Raw genomic sequence first — 18,702 nt, 5'->3', positions numbered from 1 at the left:
CTCAGTCCTCCTGCTCGCCGAAGGCGGGCGAGTGGTCGCGGGCGTACTGGACGTAGCTGTTGCTGACGCCCTGCGGCACCATCGGCCACACCATCGCGTCCGCACTCACCACGAAGTCGATGACGACGGGACGATCGTTGGTTTCCAGAGCCGTCTTGATCGCGGCATCCACGTCCTCCTCCTTCTCCACCCGGATCGCGAGGCACCCGTAGGCCTCGGCGAGAGTGACGAAATCGGGGATGCGGATCGAGCCGTGTCCGGTGTTGAGGTTCGTGTGCGAATAGCGACCGTCGTAGAAGAGGGTCTGCCACTGGCGCACCATGCCGAGGGAGGAGTTGTTGATGATCGCGACCTTGATCGGGATGTTGTTGATCGCGCAGGTGGCGAGCTCCTGATTGGTCATCTGGAAGCAGCCGTCGCCGTCGATCGCCCACACCGCGCGTTCCGGTTCGGCGACCTTCGCCCCCATCGCGGCGGGAACGGCGTAACCCATCGTTCCGGCTCCGCCGGAGTTCAGCCAGGCGTTCGGACGCTCGTACTTGATGAACTGGGCCGCCCACATCTGGTGCTGCCCCACGCCGGCGGCGTAGACGCCCTCGGGCCCGGTGAGCTCGCCGATCCGCTGGATCACGTACTGCGGTGCCAGGAGACCGTCGGAGGTGGGTGCGTATCCGAGGGGGAACTCCGATCGCAGTCCGTCCAGGAACGACCACCACTCCGAGATGTCCGGGCGTGCGCCGTCGATCGCACCGCGGAAGGCGGCGTCGAGATCGACGAGGACATCCTTGAGGTCACCGACGATCGGCACGTCGGCGGTGCGGATCTTGGAGATCTCCGCGGGGTCGATGTCGACGTGGATGACCTTCGCGTGGGGAGCGAACAGGGCGGCCTTCCCGGTGACGCGGTCATCGAACCGGGCGCCGAGGGTGATGAGCAGGTCCGCTTCCTGCAGGGCCAGGACCGCGGGTACGGTCCCGTGCATCCCGGGCATGCCGAGGTGCTGTTCGTGCGAGTCGGGGAACGCGCCCCGCGCCATCAGCGTGGTGACCACCGGAGCGCCGGTGGACTCGGCGAGGGACAGCAGCTCCTCGGAGGCCCGGGCGCGGATGATGCCGCCGCCGACGTAGAGGACCGGCTTCTTCGCCTCCGCGATGAGCTGCGCGGCGGCCTGGATCTGCTTGCCGTGCGCCTTGGTGACGGGGCGGTAGCCGGGCAGGTCGATCTTGGGCGGCCACACGAAGGGCGCCTCGGCCTGCTGGGCGTCCTTCGTGATGTCCACGAGCACCGGTCCGGGACGCCCTGTCGAGGCCACCTCGAACGCCGCGGCGATGGCGCCGGGGATGTCCTCCGCGTCCTTGACGAGGAAGGAGTGCTTGGTGATCGGCATCGTGATGCCGACGATGTCCGCCTCCTGGAAGGCATCCGTTCCCATCAACGTCGAGAAGACCTGTCCGGTGATGCACACGAGCGGAACGGAATCCATGTACGCATCGGCGATCGCAGTCACGAGATTCGTCGCACCGGGCCCGGAGGTCGCGATGGCGACCCCGATCTTGTTGGACGCCGCGGCGTATCCTTCCGCGGCGTGGCCGGCGCCCTGCTCGTGGCGCACGAGGATATGGCGGATCTCGGAGGTGTCCATCAGGGGGTCGTACACCGGCAGGATCGCGCCGCCCGGGAGACCGAACACGTCGGTCACACCGAGCAGTTCGAGCGAGCGGACGACCGCCTGTGCGCCGGTGAGCACGGGCGCGGACGCGGTGCGGGCGGGGGGCCGGGGAAGGGCCGTTGCTGTTTCGGCGGGCATGGTGATGATTCCTCGATACGAGATGGGTGGAGTGTGGGGCCGTCAGCCCGTGACCGCGCCCTCCGCAGCGGAGCGCACGAGACGGGAGTACTTGGCCAGGACGCCACGGGTATAGCGCGGGGGCAACGGCTCCCAGCCGTCGCGGCGGGAGTCGAGCTCTGCATCATCGACGAGTAGGTCGAGAGTGCGAGCAGCGATATCGACCCGTATCAGATCACCATCGCGCACGAAGGCGATGGGACCTGCGTCCACCGCTTCGGGTGCTATGTGGCCGATGCACAGGCCGGTTGTGCCGCCCGAGAATCTGCCGTCCGTCAAGAGTAGTACATCTTTTCCGAGGCCGGCGCCCTTGATGGCGGCGGTGATGGCGAGCATCTCGCGCATTCCCGGCCCACCCTTGGGGCCCTCGTAGCGGATCACGATCACGTCGCCCTTTGTGATCTCGCCCGCCTCGAGCGCATCCATCGCCGAGCGCTCGCGCTCGAACACCCGGGCCGGTCCCTCGAACACGGAGGCGTCGAAGCCGGCGGTCTTCACGACCGCGCCTTCGGGTGCGAGTGATCCATGCAGGATCGTGATGCCGCCCGTGGCGTGGATCGGATCGTCCAAGCGGTGGATGACCTCGCCGTCGATCGGCTCGGGGGCGAGATCCTTCAGGTTCTCGGCGAGGGTCTTGCCCGTCACCGTCAGCGCGTCGCCGTGCAGGAGACCCTCGTCCAGCATCGCCTTCATCACGACGGGGATGCCGCCGTGGCGGTCGACGTCGTTCATCACGAACTGACCGAACGGCTTCATGTCGGCGACGTGGGGCGTCTTGTCGCCGATCCGGTTGAAGTCGTGGAGGTCGAGGTCGACTTCGGCCTCCCGCGCGATGGCGAGCAGGTGGAGGACCGCGTTGGTCGAACCGCCCAACGCCATGACGAGCGCGATGGCGTTCTCGAACGCCTCCTTGGTGAGGATGTCCTTGGTGGTGATGCCCTGACGGAGGAGGTTCACCACCGCCTCGCCCGAGCGGTGCGCGTAGTAGTCACGTCGCCGATCCGCCGCCGGCGGTGCCGCCGAGCCCGGCAGGCTCAGCCCGAGCGCCTCACCCACGGAGGCCATCGTGTTCGCCGTGTACATGCCGCCGCAGGCGCCTTCACCGGGAACGATCGCGCATTCGATGCGCTTGAGGTCGGCTTCGCTCATCTTGCCTGCGAGGCATGCCCCCACACCCTCGAACGAGTCGATGATCGTGACGTCCTTCTCGGCCCCGTCCGAGAGCTTGACCCACCCCGGCATCGTGGATCCGGCGTACAGGAACACGCTGGCGAGACCGAGACGGGCGCTGGCCATCATCATCCCGGGGATCGATTTGTCGCATCCCGCGAGGAGGACGGTGCCGTCCAGCCGCTCCGCCATGATGACCGCTTCGACGGAGTCGGCGATGACCTCACGCGACACCAGCGAGAAGTGCATCCCCTCGTGACCCATCGAGATGCCGTCCGACACCGAGATCGTCCCGAACTGCAGCGGGTAGCCACCTCCCGAGTGGACACCCTCCTTGGCGCCCTGCGCGAGGCGATCGAGGCTGAGGTTGCACGGAGTGATCTCGTTCCAGCTGGACGCGATCCCGATCTGCGGCTTCTCCCAGTCGTCGTCGCCCATGCCGACGGCGCGAAGCATCCCGCGAGAGGTGGTGGCTTCGATGCCGTCGGTGACGACGCGGCTACGGGGCTTGATGTCGATGGGGTCCTGAGAGGGCATTCCCGAAGTCTATTGCGCGCGCGCAACCCGCTCCGTCGCGAGACGGACCAGGACGTCCGCGAGGGCGTCGATATCGGGCACCCGCAGCGTCGCCGCCGACTCGCGGTCACCGACGTGGATGCCGAGGTCATCGGCGGAGAGGCTGCGCAGGGCGTCTTCGTCGGTGACGTCGTCGCCGGCGAAGACGACCGCGTCCGCCCGCGTCCATGCGCGCAGTTCCGCAACCGCGCTGTCCTTGCCCTCGGAGCGGAAGGCGTACTCGACGATGTTGCGCCCCGTGCGGCGCCGCCAGTGGGGGGCCGCCTCGGCGATGAGGGCGTCCACCCGGCGCCGTGCGTCCTCTTCGGTCGCCGGGTCGGCGGAGCGGGTGTGGACCCCGAGACCGAAGGTCTTCGGCTCTATCCATACCCCTCGCATGCCCGTCGTCGCCGCTTCGGCGCGTCGTTGGAGCTCCTCGCGCAGCGCACCGGCCGCGTCGTCCTCGGGATGGGTGACGACTCCCCGCTCAGGGGTCCAGAACTCCGCTCCGTGAGACCCGGCGAGGAGGATCCTCGAGGAGTCTTCATGCTCCGCGATGATGCGCAGATCCCGCAGACTCCGTCCGGAGACCAGCGCGACGGTGGTTCCGGGCGCCTCCACCAGCCGTTCCACCGCGGCGCGCGCGCCGGCGCTCATCCGCGCCGTCATCGGCTCATCCACCAGCGGCGACAGCGTGCCGTCGAAATCGAGGGCGACGAGGAGGCGATCGACCGCGGTCACGGAGGTGAGGTCGACGGCGCTCATGATGCCTCCGGCGCGGTCGCGCCCTCGCGCTCCCGATCGCCGCCCGCGGCCGCGTGCCGGTGCTTCGCCGCCTCCAGCGCGGCGAGGAACGAGCGGGACCACTGCGCCACGTCGCTCTCGATCACCTTCTTGCGCAACGATCGCATCCGCCTCCCCTGCTCCGCCGGGGGCATCTCGATGGCCCGGATGATCTGATCCTTCATCCCGTCGATGTCGTGAGGGTTGATGAGGAGTGCACTCGGCAGCTCATCCGCCGCTCCGGCGAACTCGCTCAGGACGAGCACGCCGCGGTTGTCCGTGCGGGTGGCGACGTACTCTTTGGCGACGAGGTTCATCCCGTCGCGGAGCGCCGTGACGAGCATGACGTCGGCGGCCAGGAAGAGCGCCACCATCTCCTCCTTCGGATAGGCCTGATGGAGATAGCGGATGGCGGTGTGGTCGGTCGTGTCGAAATCGCCGTTGATGCGGCCGACGGTGAGTTCGATCTCGTCCCGCAGCTGCATGTAGGACTCGACCCGCTCCCTGCTGGGGCTCGCGACCTGGACGAGGGTGACGTCCTCGACCGTCAATCGGCCGTCCTGCAGGAGCTCGCCGAAGGCCTTCAAGCGGTGCCGGATGCCCTTGGTGTAGTCGAGCCTGTCCACGCCGAGGAGGATCCGCTTCGGATTGCCGAGCCCCTCCCGGATCTCGCGGGCCCGCCGCTGCACCTCGGGCCGGCGGGCCAGTTCGACGTACGACCCCGCATCGATGGAGATGGGGAACGCCTTGGCCACGGCGTTGCGGTACGAACCGTCCGCGAGCGGCACGGAGATCCCCGATGCCTTGGTCTGATACCGCAGCTGGCGACGGACGGCGCGGGCGAAGTTGCCCGCGTCGGCGACTCGCTGGAACCCGATGACGTCCGCCCCCAGGAGGCCCTCGAGCACCTGCCGACGCCAGGGCAGCTGCGAGTACAGGCCGTGGGCGGGGAACGGGATGTGATGGAAGTAGCCGATGACCAGATCGGGTCGGAGCTCGCGCAGCATCTTCGGCACGAGCTGCAGCTGATAGTCCTGCACCCACACCGTCGCCCCCTCGGCGGCCGCGTCCGCCGCCGCCTCCGCGAATCGCCGGTTCACGCGGACGTAGGCGTCCCACCACACGCGGCGGTAACGGGGCGCGGCGATGACGTCGTGATAGAGCGGCCAGAACGTGTCGTTCGACATCCCCTCGTAGTACTGCTCGACGTCCTGCGCCGACAGACGGACGGGAACGAGGAGCGTGCCGTCGAATTCGAACGGCTCCAGGTCGAGGTCGGGCTTTCCCGCCCACCCGACCCAGGCGCCCTCCGTGGAGCGCATGACCGGCTCGAGCGCGGTGACGAGCCCTCCGGGTGAACGGCGCCACCCGCCATCCCCCTCGGCACCGGCGACGCGGTCGACGGGAAGACGGTTGGCGACGACGACGAACTCGGCCTGGGTCACACGGGCTCCTGACACTCGAGCGGACGGAGATGTCAGGCTATCGCCCGTCGCGCGACAGCCCGGACCCTTGACGCCTCGCACCAGCCCTGTCAAGGGCGTCGGGCCGATACTTGCGCACGCTAGCGTGTCGACATGCGCAAGTACCTCTTCGGCACCGGCATCATCACCGCGATCACCGGCGGGATGACCCTGCTCCGCTCGTTGCGCAGCGACGAGCCGTTCACCTGGCGCACCGCCCTGGCGTGGCTCAGCTGGGGCATCAGCCTCGCCCTGGCCATCGGCACCATCGTCGACACCCGCCGAGCGTCCCGCGGGAAGATCGTGCCGGACGACTCCCCGGTCAGCGGCAAGGCGCAGAAGCTGTTCGAGAAGCGCCGCCGCTGACGTCTCACAGGCTCACCGGGTCAGGATCAGGGCGTCGCCCTGGCCGCCACCTCCGCACAGCGCGACAGCGGCCGTCCCGCCGTCTCGGCGGACGAGCTCGTGCACCGCGTGGACGACCAGACGGTTGCCTGACGCGCCGATGGGGTGACCCAGGGCGATCCCTCCCCCCTGCGGGTTCACGCGATCGTCGTCGATCCCGAGGTCGTCTTGCGACTTCGCCACGACTGCGGCGAACGCCTCATTGATCTCCACGATGTCCAGGTCCGCCGCCGTCATCCCCTGGCGACCGAGAGCTTGAGTGATTGCACGGGCGGGTTGGGCGTGCAGGGAATTGTCCGGACCCGCGACCTGCCCCGCCGCGCCGACCGCCGCGAGGATCGGCCAGCCCTCTGCGTCCGCGTGCGCCCGGGTGGTGAGGACCACGGCCGACGCGCCGTCGGAGATCTGCGATGCGTTCCCCGCGGTGATGGTGCCGTCCGCCGCGAAAGCCGGGCGCAGTCGAGCAAGCGTGTCCACACTCGTGTCGGCGCGGATGCCTTCGTCGGCACGGATCACGAGCGGGTCACTTTTTCGCCGAGGGATCTCGACGGCGATCATCTCGGCGTCGAAGAGCCCCGCCGCCGTCGCCGCGGCCGCGCGCTCATGCGAGCGTGCCGCGATCTCGTCCTGACGAGCCCGCGTGATCCCGAGCGGCAGGTTGTGCCGCTCGGTCGACGCGCCCATGCTCTCCCGGTCGAACGCGTCGGTGAGCCCGTCGAAGGCCATGTGGTCCAAGACCTCCACGGACCCGTACGACCAGCCCTGGCGCGAGCCCGTGAGCAGGTGCGGAGCCTGGGACATCGACTCCATGCCGGCGGCGACGACGACCCGCGCGTCACCGAGCCGGATCATGCGCGCGGCGTCGATGACGGCCGTGAGACCGGAGAGGCAGACCTTGTTGACAGATGCGGCGGGCACGTCCCACCCGATCCCCGCGGCGATCGCCGCCTGGCGCGCGGGGTTCTGACCCGCGCCGGCGGGCAGCACCTGCCCGACCAGGACCGCATCGACGATCTCGGGACCCAACCCCGCCTTCCCCAGCGCCCCGCGGATCGCGGCGCTGCCGAGCGCCGTCGAGCTGAGTGAGGAGAGCGCCCCCTTCAGACGCCCCTGCGGGGTCCGGGCGGCGGCGACGATGACGACGTCTCGACTGTTCATGACTGCTGTTCTCCTTCGACGACGGCGACGGTCAGTTCGGGTTCGGTGGCGGCACGCACATCTTCGACGCTCACGCCGGCCGCAAGCTCGACGAGCACGAGACCCGTCTCGGTCACATCGATCACGGCGAGGTCGGTGATGATCCGATCGACGACGCCGCGGCCGGTGAGAGGCAGGGAGCATTCGCGGACGATCTTCGGGGTCCCGTCCTTCGCGACGTGTTCCATGAGGACGATCACCTTGGCGGCCCCGTGCACGAGATCCATCGCTCCGCCCGGCCCCTTGACCATCTTCCCCGGGATCATCCAGTTGGCGAGGTCGCCGGACGCCGACACCTGCATGGCGCCGAGGATCGCCGCATCGATCTTGCCGCCGCGGATCATTCCGAAGCTCATCGCCGAATCGAAGAACGCCGAGCCGGGGAGGACCGTGACCGTCTCCTTGCCCGCGTTGATCAAATCGGGGTCCACCGCGTCCTCCCCCGGGTAGGGACCGACGCCGAGGATGCCGTTCTCGGACTGCAGGACCACCGTCACCCCGTCGGGGACGTAGTTCGGCACGAGGGTGGGCAGCCCGATGCCGAGGTTGACGTACGAGCCGTCGCCCAGTTCCCGGGCGGCACGGGCAGCCATCTCCTGACGCGTGAGTGCCATGCTCAGTTCCTCTCTCCGTCGGCGGCGACGGTGCGCCTCTCGATGCGCTTCTCGATCGCCGGCCCCACCTCGACGATCCGGTGGACGTACACGCCGGGGAGGTGCACGGTGTCGGGGTCGATCTCCCCCGGCTCCACCAGTTCCTCGACCTGCACGATGCACATGCGCCCGGCCATCGCGGCGAGCGGATTGAAGTTCCGCGCGGCCTTCCGGAAGACGAGGTTGCCGTGACGGTCTCCGCGCAGGGCGTGGACCAGCGCGTAGTCCGTCACGATCGCCTCCTCCAGCACGTACTCACGAGAGATCCCGTCGGGGGCGAAGGAGCGGACGTCCTTCGCCGGAGAGGCGACGGCCACGCCGCCCGCGCCGTCGTAGCGGCGGGGCAGTCCGCCCTCGGCGACCTGGGTGCCGACCCCGGTCTGGGTGTAGAAGGCGGCGATCCCCGATCCCCCGGCCCGGAGCTTCTCCGCGAGGGTGCCCTGGGGCGTCAGCTCCAGCTCGAGCTCCCCGGACAGGAACTGACGCTCGAACTCCTTGTTCTCCCCGACGTAGGACGACGTCATCTTCCGGATGCGGCGATCCTTCAGCAGGATGCCGAGACCCCAATCGTCGACACCGCAGTTGTTCGAGACGATCGCGAGCTCGCGCACTCCGCGCTCGTGCACCGCTTCGATGAGGGACATCGGGTTGCCGGACAAGCCGAATCCGCCGACCGCAAGGGACGCGCCGTCGGGGATGTCGGCGACAGCGGACGCTGCCGATTCCCACGTCTTGTCGATCACGCGAGGAGCTCCTTCGATCAGAAAGGGACGCCGCGCCGGCGCCTCCTCGTCCATCGTCGTCCGCGAAGGGCCGCACGGCGACCGGACGCTTGCGATGTGGACGTCTGGTCGTCTAGCGTCCACGATGTGGACATTCCTCGCGCGATCCCCGGTGCGCAGGCGATCGCGCGCGCGGCCCTCCTTCTTCGTCTGGTGTCCGCGGCGGGGATGGAAGGGCTCACGGTCTCCGCACTCGCGCGGCAGTCGGCCCTCACCCGTCCGACGACGCACCGACTCCTCTCGGCGCTGCGGAAGGAGGGACTCGTCGATCAGGACGAAGCCCGCGGCACGTGGACCCCCGGCCCCGAGCTCTACCTCATGGGCGCCGCGGCCGCCGCGCGGTACGACGTGACCGCGGTGGCCCGCGACATCGTGCGATCCCTCGCCGTCCGCACCGAGGAGAGTGCGTTCCTGTCAGTCCGACGCGGTGACGAGACGGTGTGCCTGCTCCGAGAGGAGGGCAGCTTCCCCATCCGCTCCTTCGTGCTGTCGGAAGGGATTCGCTTCCCCCTCGGCGTCGCCTCCGCGGGGCTCGCCATCCTCTCCTTCCTGCCGGCTCACGATATGGACGACTATCTCGACCGGCATCCGGAGCTGCCTGACCGCTGGGGCACTGCCCATGCGCCGCGCGATGTCCGCCGGCGCGTTCGCGAGACCCAGCTGCGCGGATACGCCGTGAACCCGGGCCTCATCGTGGAAGGAAGCTTCGGCCTCGGAGCGGCGGTGTTCAACCGGGACGGCCAGCCGCAGTGGGCACTGAGTCTGACCGGCGTCCAGTTCCGCTTCGGTCCGGACCGTCTTCCCGACCTCGGCCGGACCCTCCTCGCGCACGCTCATCAGCTGACCACCCGGATCGCCGCAGCGCGGTCATGACGGGGCCGCGGTCTACCGTTCGGAGGCCCGCGTGATCGCCTGGGCGGCGACGGATCCCACGACGCGTGCGCCGGCGGGCGCCATGATGATCGTGTAGTGATTGACGCCGAGGACCGCGGTGTGCGCGATCCCCGGGTAGTGCGCCAGAAGACGGCTGAGGTACCCGGGAGCGTAGAGCCCCGGGGGCTCGTCCCGATACCCGCGCGGAGCCGTCAACAGGGTGGTCGGATGGCGGAGGGCGGCGAGAGCGGCGGGCACAGCCTCCCCCATGTTGCTGTCCAACGTGTCCTCGATCATCACGCGATAGCTCGTCACCGGGCGGAGAGCCCCGTGACCGTCATCGACGAGGTCGTATCGGAGGTAGCGCTCGAGCTCCTCCGACCAGTGGCCGCAGAACGCGGGATGCCCGCGCCAGAACTCCAGATACTCCTCATCGTCGGCGAAGCGCATCGACAGACGCGCCGCCGTGGGCCCGAGGAGACCGGAGACGAGGGCATCCGGATCGGCGTCCCGGGGCAGATCCAGCGGGAGACCGCCGTCGATGAGCACGAGACGCGACACCCGGCCCGCGTGCCGGTGGGCGAGCACGACGGCGACGAAGGCGCCCATCGAGTGGGCGATCACCGGTACCCGGTCGATGCCCAACGCGTCCAGGACGAGCGCGAGGTCGTCCGCGTGCACCGCCATCCCCGCGCGTCCGTCGATGTGCTCGCTGCGACCGCGGCCGCGCAGGTCCGGAGCGACGAGCCGGACACCCGGGAGCTGGGAGACGACGAACGACCATGCGAGGTGAGACGCGGTGATCCCGTGGACGAGGAGCGCCGTGGGTGCGTCGACGAGGTCATCGACCGGGTCCCACACCGCGACGGTGAGCGTGCCGCCGGGGACGGCGACCTCGACCGTGCGATGACGGTGGGTCCGAGTGTCGTGGATGCTCACCGAAGCAACCGTACCCGCCTGGAGACGGCACGAGGGCCTCGCCGCAGCGAAGCCCTCGTGCCGTTCCCGTGTGTGGTGCACCCCCAGGGACTTGAACCCTGAACCCACTGATTAAGAGTCAGTTGCTCTGCCGATTGAGCTAGAGGTGCGTGGATCCGAGCGGAAAACCGACGTCTCGAACCGAGGGTCAACACTAGCATCACGATCCCGTCACGCGGAAATCGACCACCGACTCCGCAGGTATCCTGAAGCGGTGACGTCTGCTCCCCCGCCCCCCTCCTTCGACGCGGAGTTCTCCGGGGACCTGACCGCCGATCTCGCGTTCGCGCTCGCGCTGGCGGATGCCGCGGACGCGGTGTCGATGACGCGGTTCGATGCTCCCGACCTCGAGGTGAGCACGAAAGCCGACAGCAGCCATGTCACGGAGGCCGACCTCGCCACCGAGCGCGCGTTGCGGGAGCGGATCGAAGCCGAGAGGCCCGATGACGGGATCTTCGGCGAGGAGTACGGCACGACGGGCTCGGGCGAGCGCCGATGGATCATCGATCCCATCGACGGTACGGCGAACTACCTCAAGGGCATCCCGATGTGGGCGACGCTCATCGCCCTCGCCGTGGACGGCGTCCCCCGGGTCGGTGTGGTGAGTCAGCCCGCGCTCGGGCGACGCTGGTGGGGCGCCACGGGCCTCGGCGCCTGGACCCGTTCGGCGGACGGGCGTGAGCGCGCCCTGCGCGTGTCGGCCGTGGACGACATCGCGACCTCGAGCGTCAGCTTCCAGAGCATCGGGCAGTGGCGCGATGCCGGTCGGGAGGCGGAGCTCGACCGCCTCACGCGAGCGGTGTGGCGTGACCGCGGGTACGGTGACGCGTGGCCGTTCATGCTCCTGGCCGAGGGCCGCCTCGAACTCGTCGCCGAGTTCGGGGTCAAGGAGTACGACATCGCCGCACACGTCCCGATCATCCGGGAAGCAGGTGGACGGGTGACCTCGTTCGACGGCGAGGACGATCTCGTCGCCCGCTCCGTCCTCGCCACCAACGGCATCCTCCACGCATCATTCCTCGACCTGCTCCACAGACCCTGACCGCTTCCGACCATCCCGCCGGAGACTCCCCCATGATCCCGCCCCGCGTCCGCTGGACCGCCGCGCTCCTCGCTCTTCCCCTCGCCCTGGCCGCCACGTCGTGCGCGCCCCAGGAGCCGGAGCCATCGGCACAGCCGACACCGTCCGCGACGGCTCCGGTCATCGCCGAGCCCGAACCGGAGCAGTCCGTGGAACCGGGAGCCGACGCAGAGGTCGAGCCCACCTGCGAGACGATCATCGCCGCCTCCATCGTCACCGAGTTCGAGCGGATCGGCTGGACCTCGCGTGAGGAACCCTTCTACGTGGGCTCGACGGAGCTCGAAGACGGACTCCGTTGCATGTGGGCGGACTTCGACGCCCCCGCCAGCGACAACCTGCAGATCTTCGGCTGGTCGCCCATCGACGAGCAGGCCACCAGATCCACGCAGACCGAGCTGGTGGGACAGGGCTGGATCCGGGAGGAGGCGGCCGAAGGCGTCTACGTCACCGAGAACCCCGAGACGATCATCGCCCCGGACGAGAACGGCTACGGCATCACCTACCTGTTCGGGGACGGCTGGGTCACCGTCGCGGACACGAAGCAGGGGCTCGTCCTCATCGAATGGCCCCCTCCGGCATCCTGAGCTGCCGCGACGGGCGTCGCGCATCGCCTATGCTCGGTCTCCATGGCCGCCGGCGCGACGATGTACTCCTTCCAGGTAACCCTGGCCGACGTCGATCGCGGAGTCTACGAGGATCTGGCGCTGCGCGTGGCGCGGCATCCCTCCGAGACCGACGCGTTCATGCTCACCCGCCTGCTGGCCTACTGCCTCGAATACACCGACGGCATCGCCTTCAGCGACGGGATCTCCGCCACGGGTGAGCCGGCGGTGTACGCCAAGGACGCGACCGGGGCCCTCGTGACCTGGGTCGAGGTCGGAGCCCCCGACGCCGCCCGTCTGCACGACGGATCCCTGCGATCACCGCGGGTCGCGGTCTACACCCATCGGGATGCCGCCAAGGTCGCCGCCCCCTGGTCGGGCAAGCGCATCCATCGGAGCGAAGAGATCTCGCTCCACAGTTTCGACCCCGGATTCATCGACCGGGCGACGGAGGCACTCGAGCGACGCACCGTCGTCTCGGTCTCCCGCGTCGAAGACACCCTGTACCTCGAACTGAACGGATGGCAGGGCCAGAGCGTGCTGCACGCCCAGCGCGTGTCCTGATCCTCGGATCAGAACCGCAGCAGGACCTTCCCCGCGCGGCCCGCCCGCGCGTTGGCGCGGACAGCGTCGGCGATCTCCGCGGCGGGGAAGATCTCCTCCACGGGCAGCGACACCTCACCCGAAGAGATCCGGGACACGAGTTCGCCCATCAGCCGCGTCCTCGTGGCGGTGTCCATGTCCTTGCTGACCCGGCTGCCCCAGAAGCCGCGCACCGTGAGCTGTCGGAAGATGAGGTCACCGGTGGGGAGGGACAGATTCGGCTCACCCATGGACCCGAAGACCACGAGGGTCCCGGCGTCGCTGAGAAGCGCGACCAGGTCCCCCGCCGCCTGACCGCCGACCGAATCCACCGCGGCGCGCACCGTCGCACCGCCGATGATCTCAGCCGCGCGTTCCCGCCAATCGGCGGAATCCGTGGCGACGACATCCGTGATTCCGACCGCGGCCAGCTCTTCCACGGCGGCGGAGCGCCGGACGAGGCCGAGGACGCGGATGCCGCGGGCCGCCGCGAAGGGGACGACCTGTCGTCCGACCGCACCATTGGCGGCGTTCTGGACGATCCATTCGCCCTCCTCGGCCTCGAGGGAGTCGATGAGACTGAGCGCGCTGAACGGCATCGAGATCCACTGCGCGGCGGTCTCGTCGGACACGTCGTCCGGCACGGGGACGAGCGCTGCGGCACGGGCGATGAACGACTCCGCCCAGACGCCGAACGCCCCCGCGGAGGACACCCGCTGGCCGACGCGAAGCCCGTGGACGTCGGGACCGACGGCGTCGATCACCCCGACCGCCTCCGTCCCCGATGGCGCCGGCAGTTCCGGACGGTACCCGTAGGTGCCGCGGACGGTCCACAGATCATGGTTGTGGATCGCCGCCAGCGCGGTGCGGATCCGGACCTCTCCGGGTCCCGGCTCGTCGGCCTCCTGCTCCACCAGGGTCAGGACGTCGGCGGGATCTCCGAAGGTGTGGTGCATGAGTGCTCGCATGCCGGGCACAGCGCGTGCGGAGTCCCCCGTATTCCCGCCCCTGCGCGGAGGACGACGATAGGGTCGGATCCACGGCGACGCGGCAGGAGACGACATGGAGCGGTTCGACACGATCATCGTCGGCGCAGGGGTCTCCGGCCTGGCGGCCGCACGGCTTCTCCGCGGCGCAGGCCGGCGCACCGTCGTCCTCGAAGCGCGGGACCGGATCGGCGGGCGGGTCCACACCGATCGCACCGATGGGTGGGTGACCGACCTCGGCGCGTCGTGGATCCACGGAATCGCAGACTCGCCTGTCGCGGCGGCGGCGACCGCCTTCGGCATGCCGATGCGGGAGTTCACGGTCGGGGGCTACCAGCCCGACAGCCGTCCGATCGCCTACTGCGGCCCGGACGGTGCGCGTCTGAGCGCCGAGGACACCCGGCGGCATATCGCCGACATCCACCGCGTCGATGCGGATCTCGTCGACATCATCGCCCGATCCGGACCGCGCGCGTCCTATCGCGACGTCACCGAACGGGCCCTCGCCGCTCAGGGGTGGGACGCCGAACGGACTCAGCGGGTCCGTGAGTACTTCGAGCACCGGAGCGAGGAGCAGTACGGCACCCGGAGCGAGGACCTCGCCGCGCACGGGCTCGATGACGACGCCATCGACGGCGACGAGGTGGTCTTCCCCGAGGGGTACGACGTCCTCGCACAGCGACTCGCCGACGCACTCGACATCCGACTCGAGGAGGTCGTCCGCCAGGTGAACTGGAACGGCGACGGGGTCACCGTCGCGACGGACGCCGGCGAATGGCACGCTCGTTCGGCCGTCGTGACCGTCCCGATCGGCGTCCTCGCGGCGGGTGAGCTGACGATCTCACCCCCGCTCCCCGAGCCCGTCGCCGGAGCGCTTTCGCGTCTGCGGATGAACGCGTTCGAGAAGGTCTTCCTCCGCTTCCCCGTCCGGTTCTGGGATACGAACGTCTACGCTCTTCGCGCCCAGGGCCCGGGCGCGCAGTGGTGGCACTCCTGGTACGACCTCACCGACCTCCACGGCGAGCCGACGCTCCTCACCTTCGCGGCAGGGCCGGCCGGGTTCGGCATCCGCGACCTCTCCGACAGCGAAGTCTGCGCCGCGGCGGCGGAACCCCTCCGACGCCTGTACCCGGACGGCTATGTCGATCCGACCCATGCGCGGGTCACGCGATGGTGGGAGGACCGGTTCGCGCGGGGCTCTTACGCCTACATGCGGGTGGGGTCGACCACCGCCGATCACGACGATCTCGCGACGCCCGTCGGCGGGGTGCTTCACCTGGCCGGCGAGGCGACCTGGACGGAGGACCCCGCGACGGTCACCGCCGCGCTGTGCTCCGGGCACCGGGCGGCGGAGCGTGTGCTCGGGCGCGCTGTCCCGATCGAGTCGCTGTGGGCGTAGCACCGGAGACCTCCTCCGATCTGCCCCCTCCCCCGCGCGTCGTGAGTCTGGAGCTCCTCCTCGACGCGGCGTCCGAAGCCGCCGTGCGCGACGACTGGGAACGGCTGCGAGAGGGCGGCCACTCGTCCCTCGCGGCATCGACCGCCGTGGCGAACCGCCCCCACATCACCGCCGTCGTCAGAACGGATCTCCCGGTCCCGGAGCTGTCGCCGCTCGCCGGCATCCTGCCGTTGGAGATACGGATGCTCGCACCCATCGTGTTCTCGCACTCCGATGAGGCCCGTCGCGGAATTCTCGTTCGACCCATCCGCCTGACGCCAGAACTCGATGCGCTGCACCGGAGGCTCCACGCGATCTGCGGACCAGGCGAGGACATGCCGCACACGGCGCCGGGCGCGTGGACGCCGCACGTCACCCTCGCGCGCCGCCTCATCCTCTCCCAGACGCCGCTGGCGATCGCCCTCCTCTCGCCGCCACGCGATGCGACGATCGTGGGGGTGCGACGATGGGATGCCGCCCGGCGCGAATCGCGCGTGCTCTGGACCGCGTGAGTGGACTCGCGCACACCGAGCGGAAAAGGTCCAAGGTCAGGAAAGCGGCTCATGTACTCACCCGCCAGGACACCGAACGCCGGCGAGCTCGCAGATCGGCCTCGTCCTCGGAGCGTGGCAGCACGAGGGCGGCCCCCTGCATCTGCATCCCGGCGATCTCGGCTGGTATTCGCTCCGAGGATCCGTTGGGACGGCCGCATCGATCCGTGTGTGGTCCGAGAACGAGGCGATTGTCGCGATCGCGCTCCTCGACGGGCCTGATCTGCTGCGGTTCGCCGTCGACCCGGAACGATGCGAGGATCAGACCCTGGCCGCCCGCATCACGACCGACGTCGCCGATCCGTCGGCGAATGTCTTGGGTGCCGGGAGCGCGACGATCGAAGCGCGCGGCGCCGGCGCGCTCACCGCGGAGCTCGCCGGGAGCGGATGGCTGCCCGACGAGACCTGGACACCCCTGCGGTGCGATCCCAGCGCACCAGTCGAATCCCCCGATCCACGCATCGAGCTGGTCGAGCCGCACCGCACGCGCGAGTGGGTGTCCGTCCACTGGTCCGCGTTCCGCGGAACCCCTGCACCCGGCGGACGACTCCGCGCACTGGCCGACGGGTGGTCGGAGGTCGCGCGGGGGCCGTTCCTCGACGCTGCCCGCATCCTCTTGCTGTGTGATGAGCAGGGCCGCCCCGTCGCCGTGTCCGCCGTATGGTCCGCCGGCGACGGCCGCCCGGGACTCATCGAGCCCCTGGGAGTGCCCCAGGACCACCGGGGTCGGGGACACGGCGCGATCATGACCCGGGCGGCAGCCGCACACCTGCGGGACAAGGGCGCGTGCAGCGCCACGGTCGCGGCGGAGAGCACGAACGTCACCGCGGTGGCCACGTACCGCGCAGCGGGATTCCACGCCGGCACCGACGTCCACGACTGGCGTCGGGTGGGCGAGGCGCCCACAGGCTGATCACCTCCTCCACGCAACGAGAAAAGCCCCTCGATCCGCACTCTCGTAGGGATCGAGGGGCTTCCTCGTTTGTGACAGCGGTCGTGGAGATGGGGGGAATCGAACCCCCGTCCATCGCTTTTGAACTGCGTCTTCTCCGGGCGCAGTCTGTGAAGACGTTCTACTCGGCCCCGACCTTTAGCACAGACACACAAGTCGACGGGCCCAGCCTGGAAAGAGTCCCGCGTGACGTCCAGACACCATCACGCAGCAAGATCCCTAGATGACGCCAGTACCCGTGACGGGATCACTCACGGACTGACGGACTCGGGCTCGCTGCTTAGGCAGCGAGGGCGAAGTCGGACTGCTTCTTTTCGGCAGTTATTGTTTTCGCAGGGAGCGTTGACGAGATAACCCTGCATCCTCGGCCCGCTTCCCGCAGCGTCACGAGCGATGTCGAAACCGATCATCCCCGAGCGCCGTTCGGCAAGGAACCGCTGTCACCCTGTTGAGTTGTCTTCGGGTGCGAACACCCGAGCACAACAGGATACACCTTCGGACGCGGGCACCGACCCGCGATCACGCGAACTCGAGCTCGCCCCGGACGATGGAGTCGCCCGAATGAGCGGGGTCGTCGTCGTCCTCCTCTTGGGAGATGTCGACGAGGACGTACTCGTCGATGTCGATACCGGTGGGAACGGCGAACTCGCCGTCACGACCTTCAAGGACGCCGAGGCTGACGATGGCGGAAGCATCCGCCGTGATCAGCCAGACCTCGCGGTAGCCGTCATCCGGCACCGAGGCGTCCAATTCCACCCGGATCCGGGTCTTTCCGTCCGCGGTCTCCACCACCTGCGCCGATCCCGCCGCTCCCTGGTGCTCGGGGAACGCATTCAGCGTCGCCGATGCCAGCTCGACCACCTGGACGGGTCGGACGAGCGACCACACACCGACGACGGCGAGGACGAGGACGGCGCTGGCGGCGAGGGCGAACAGCACGCGGAAGGCGCGACGCCGAGGAGGCGTCGTAGCCGCGCCCGCGGGCGCGGCCATTGAGGATGAGTCGGGAATCGTCGTCGCCGGGGCGGAGCCGACCCTCCTCACCTCATCGAGGATGTTGCCCCAGACGCGTTCCGGGGGCGACTCGAGTTCACCGAGACTCACGGTCGAGCGTCCGATGGCGATCGTGTGCTCGAGCTCCGCCAGCTCGAGGGCGCACTCGTCGCACCCTACGAGATGGGCTCGCTCCTCCGCTCGGGGATCCTCGCCGAATGCGAGCGCGGCGACCCGATCGGGGTCAAGATGCGACATGACCCACCTCCAGTCGTCGTCGCAGGCGCGTGAGACTCCTGCGGATGTGGCTTTTCACGGTTCCCAAGGGCATGTCGAGGCGAGAGGCGATCTGGTCGTGCGTCAGATCATCGTAGAAGGCGAGACGCACCACACGTTGCGCGTCGGGTTCGAGCCGATCCAATTCGTCGGCGAGCAGGAGCGAGTCGCCGAGGTCTATCTCCCGCCCGATCAGTTCGTCCGGGTGGGCCGTCCGCTGGAGCTGGTCCTGCAGCGCGCGGACCTTCGCCCTCGCCTCATGGGTGTCGGCGATGCGCCGCTTGGCGATGGCCACCAGCCACGTGGAGAGCTTGGCTTTGGTCGAGTCATAGGACGCCCGCGATGTCCAGGCGGAGACGAACGTCTTCTGCGTGACATCCTCCGCGTCACCTCGATCGCCGAGTGATCGCAGGGCGAGAGTGAACACGATCGACGACCACCTGCGATAAATGGCTTCGAGCGCGCGCTCGTCGCCCTGCCGGAACCGCTCATGCAGCTCCTGCTCGTCGATCTCGTCCACGGGGGTGCCTTCCCTC

Annotated in this window: 19 protein-coding genes, 1 tRNA gene and 1 other RNA gene; 8 read left to right on the top strand and 13 right to left on the bottom strand. The window is 69.2% G+C overall.

Features of this window, described 5'->3' with window-relative positions:
• Position 1: 1 nt before the first annotated feature.
• From AB0O93_RS14860 to AB0O93_RS14845, 4 genes are read right to left on the bottom strand one after another with little or no spacing between them, the layout of a single operon-like run.
• Positions 2 to 1,807, bottom strand: a complete 1,806-nt coding sequence (locus tag AB0O93_RS14860; protein WP_363344629.1) for an acetolactate synthase large subunit — start codon at positions 1,805 to 1,807, stop codon at positions 2 to 4.
• Positions 1,808 to 1,849: 42 nt separating this feature from the next.
• Positions 1,850 to 3,553, bottom strand: coding sequence for a dihydroxy-acid dehydratase (gene ilvD / locus AB0O93_RS14855; protein ID WP_363344627.1), 1,704 nt, complete (start codon positions 3,551 to 3,553; stop codon positions 1,850 to 1,852).
• A 9-nt stretch (positions 3,554 to 3,562) separates the two neighbouring features.
• Positions 3,563 to 4,336, bottom strand: a complete 774-nt coding sequence (gene otsB / locus AB0O93_RS14850; RefSeq protein ID WP_363344625.1) for a trehalose-phosphatase — start codon at positions 4,334 to 4,336, stop codon at positions 3,563 to 3,565.
• Positions 4,333 to 5,799: a trehalose-6-phosphate synthase gene (locus AB0O93_RS14845; RefSeq protein WP_363344623.1), complete on the bottom strand. Its 1,467-nt coding sequence runs from the start codon at positions 5,797 to 5,799 to the stop codon at positions 4,333 to 4,335. The genes otsB and AB0O93_RS14845 overlap by 4 nt, the downstream gene beginning before the upstream one ends.
• A 132-nt stretch (positions 5,800 to 5,931) precedes the next feature.
• Between AB0O93_RS14845 and AB0O93_RS14840 the strand changes: the two genes are divergently transcribed.
• On the top strand, positions 5,932 to 6,183 hold the full coding sequence (locus tag AB0O93_RS14840) for a hypothetical protein (protein WP_363344621.1): 252 nt from the start codon (positions 5,932 to 5,934) through the stop codon (positions 6,181 to 6,183).
• Between the two features lie 12 nt (positions 6,184 to 6,195).
• Here the strand turns inward: AB0O93_RS14840 and AB0O93_RS14835 are convergent, their stop codons facing one another.
• Genes AB0O93_RS14835 through AB0O93_RS14825 form a run of 3 tightly spaced genes read right to left on the bottom strand, consistent with a single transcriptional unit; the run spans position 6,196 to position 8,815 of the window.
• Complete coding sequence (locus AB0O93_RS14835) at positions 6,196 to 7,380, bottom strand: acetyl-CoA C-acetyltransferase (protein WP_363344619.1); 1,185 nt, start codon at positions 7,378 to 7,380, stop codon at positions 6,196 to 6,198.
• The gene (locus AB0O93_RS14830; protein ID WP_363344617.1) at positions 7,377 to 8,033 is read right to left on the bottom strand and encodes a CoA transferase subunit B; all 657 of its coding nucleotides are present in this window, start codon (positions 8,031 to 8,033) and stop codon (positions 7,377 to 7,379) included. The genes AB0O93_RS14835 and AB0O93_RS14830 overlap by 4 nt, the downstream gene beginning before the upstream one ends.
• A gap of 2 nt (positions 8,034 to 8,035) precedes the next feature.
• Positions 8,036 to 8,815, bottom strand: coding sequence for a CoA transferase subunit A (locus tag AB0O93_RS14825; RefSeq protein ID WP_363344615.1), 780 nt, complete (start codon positions 8,813 to 8,815; stop codon positions 8,036 to 8,038).
• Positions 8,816 to 8,941: 126 nt separating this feature from the next.
• Between AB0O93_RS14825 and AB0O93_RS14820 the strand changes: the two genes are divergently transcribed.
• Positions 8,942 to 9,727: an IclR family transcriptional regulator gene (locus tag AB0O93_RS14820; RefSeq protein WP_363344613.1), complete on the top strand. Its 786-nt coding sequence runs from the start codon at positions 8,942 to 8,944 to the stop codon at positions 9,725 to 9,727.
• Positions 9,728 to 9,739: 12 nt separating this feature from the next.
• Here AB0O93_RS14820 and AB0O93_RS14815 read toward each other — a convergent pair whose 3' ends face one another.
• Both AB0O93_RS14815 and AB0O93_RS14810 read right to left on the bottom strand, forming a co-directional pair.
• On the bottom strand, positions 9,740 to 10,666 hold the full coding sequence (locus AB0O93_RS14815; RefSeq protein WP_363344611.1) for an alpha/beta hydrolase: 927 nt from the start codon (positions 10,664 to 10,666) through the stop codon (positions 9,740 to 9,742).
• 73 nt (positions 10,667 to 10,739) lie between these two features.
• Positions 10,740 to 10,815: transfer RNA gene (locus AB0O93_RS14810), tRNA-Lys, on the bottom strand.
• A gap of 104 nt (positions 10,816 to 10,919) precedes the next feature.
• Here AB0O93_RS14810 and AB0O93_RS14805 point away from each other — a divergent pair.
• The 3 genes from AB0O93_RS14805 to AB0O93_RS14795 are packed head-to-tail and all read left to right on the top strand — an operon-like array spanning position 10,920 to position 12,952.
• Positions 10,920 to 11,747, top strand: coding sequence for an inositol monophosphatase family protein (locus tag AB0O93_RS14805; protein ID WP_363344609.1), 828 nt, complete (start codon positions 10,920 to 10,922; stop codon positions 11,745 to 11,747).
• Positions 11,748 to 11,779: 32 nt separating this feature from the next.
• Positions 11,780 to 12,370: a hypothetical protein gene (locus AB0O93_RS14800; protein WP_363344607.1), complete on the top strand. Its 591-nt coding sequence runs from the start codon at positions 11,780 to 11,782 to the stop codon at positions 12,368 to 12,370.
• A gap of 42 nt (positions 12,371 to 12,412) precedes the next feature.
• A complete protein-coding gene (locus tag AB0O93_RS14795; protein ID WP_363344605.1) occupies positions 12,413 to 12,952 on the top strand; it encodes a YaeQ family protein in 540 nt (179 codons plus the stop codon).
• 8 nt (positions 12,953 to 12,960) lie between these two features.
• On the opposite strand, the gene AB0O93_RS14790 is transcribed toward AB0O93_RS14795, so the two are convergent.
• Positions 12,961 to 13,938, bottom strand: a complete 978-nt coding sequence (locus AB0O93_RS14790; protein WP_363344760.1) for a zinc-binding dehydrogenase — start codon at positions 13,936 to 13,938, stop codon at positions 12,961 to 12,963.
• Positions 13,939 to 14,032: 94 nt separating this feature from the next.
• Between AB0O93_RS14790 and AB0O93_RS14785 the strand changes: the two genes are divergently transcribed.
• The 3 genes from AB0O93_RS14785 (at position 14,033) to AB0O93_RS14775 (ending at position 16,858) form a co-directional block, all read left to right on the top strand.
• Positions 14,033 to 15,355: an NAD(P)/FAD-dependent oxidoreductase gene (locus AB0O93_RS14785; RefSeq protein ID WP_363344603.1), complete on the top strand. Its 1,323-nt coding sequence runs from the start codon at positions 14,033 to 14,035 to the stop codon at positions 15,353 to 15,355.
• A 41-nt stretch (positions 15,356 to 15,396) separates the two neighbouring features.
• Entirely contained in the window at positions 15,397 to 15,906 is a 510-nt protein-coding gene (locus AB0O93_RS14780) for a 2'-5' RNA ligase family protein (RefSeq protein WP_363344601.1), read from the top strand.
• Positions 15,907 to 16,114: 208 nt separating this feature from the next.
• Positions 16,115 to 16,858: a GNAT family N-acetyltransferase gene (locus AB0O93_RS14775; protein WP_363344599.1), complete on the top strand. Its 744-nt coding sequence runs from the start codon at positions 16,115 to 16,117 to the stop codon at positions 16,856 to 16,858.
• An 81-nt stretch (positions 16,859 to 16,939) separates the two neighbouring features.
• Here AB0O93_RS14775 and ssrA read toward each other — a convergent pair.
• The 3 genes from ssrA to AB0O93_RS14760 form a co-directional block, all read right to left on the bottom strand.
• Positions 16,940 to 17,311, bottom strand: a transfer-messenger RNA (tmRNA) gene (ssrA, locus tag AB0O93_RS14770).
• A gap of 105 nt (positions 17,312 to 17,416) precedes the next feature.
• Complete coding sequence (locus AB0O93_RS14765) at positions 17,417 to 18,148, bottom strand: anti-sigma factor (protein ID WP_363344597.1); 732 nt, start codon at positions 18,146 to 18,148, stop codon at positions 17,417 to 17,419.
• Positions 18,135 to 18,686 carry a sigma-70 family RNA polymerase sigma factor gene (locus tag AB0O93_RS14760; RefSeq protein ID WP_363344595.1) on the bottom strand — a complete coding sequence of 184 codons (552 nt, stop codon included), beginning with the start codon at positions 18,684 to 18,686 and terminating at the stop codon, positions 18,135 to 18,137. Before AB0O93_RS14760 ends, AB0O93_RS14765 begins: the two co-directional genes overlap by 14 nt.
• Between the last annotated feature and the right edge of the window lie 16 nt (positions 18,687 to 18,702).

This window comes from Microbacterium sp. NPDC077184 (assembly GCF_040687055.1).
GTDB lineage: Bacteria > Actinomycetota > Actinomycetes > Actinomycetales > Microbacteriaceae > Microbacterium.
The sequence above is the reverse complement of the archived record's forward strand: the minus strand, read 5'-3'. Positions and strand labels throughout refer to the sequence as shown.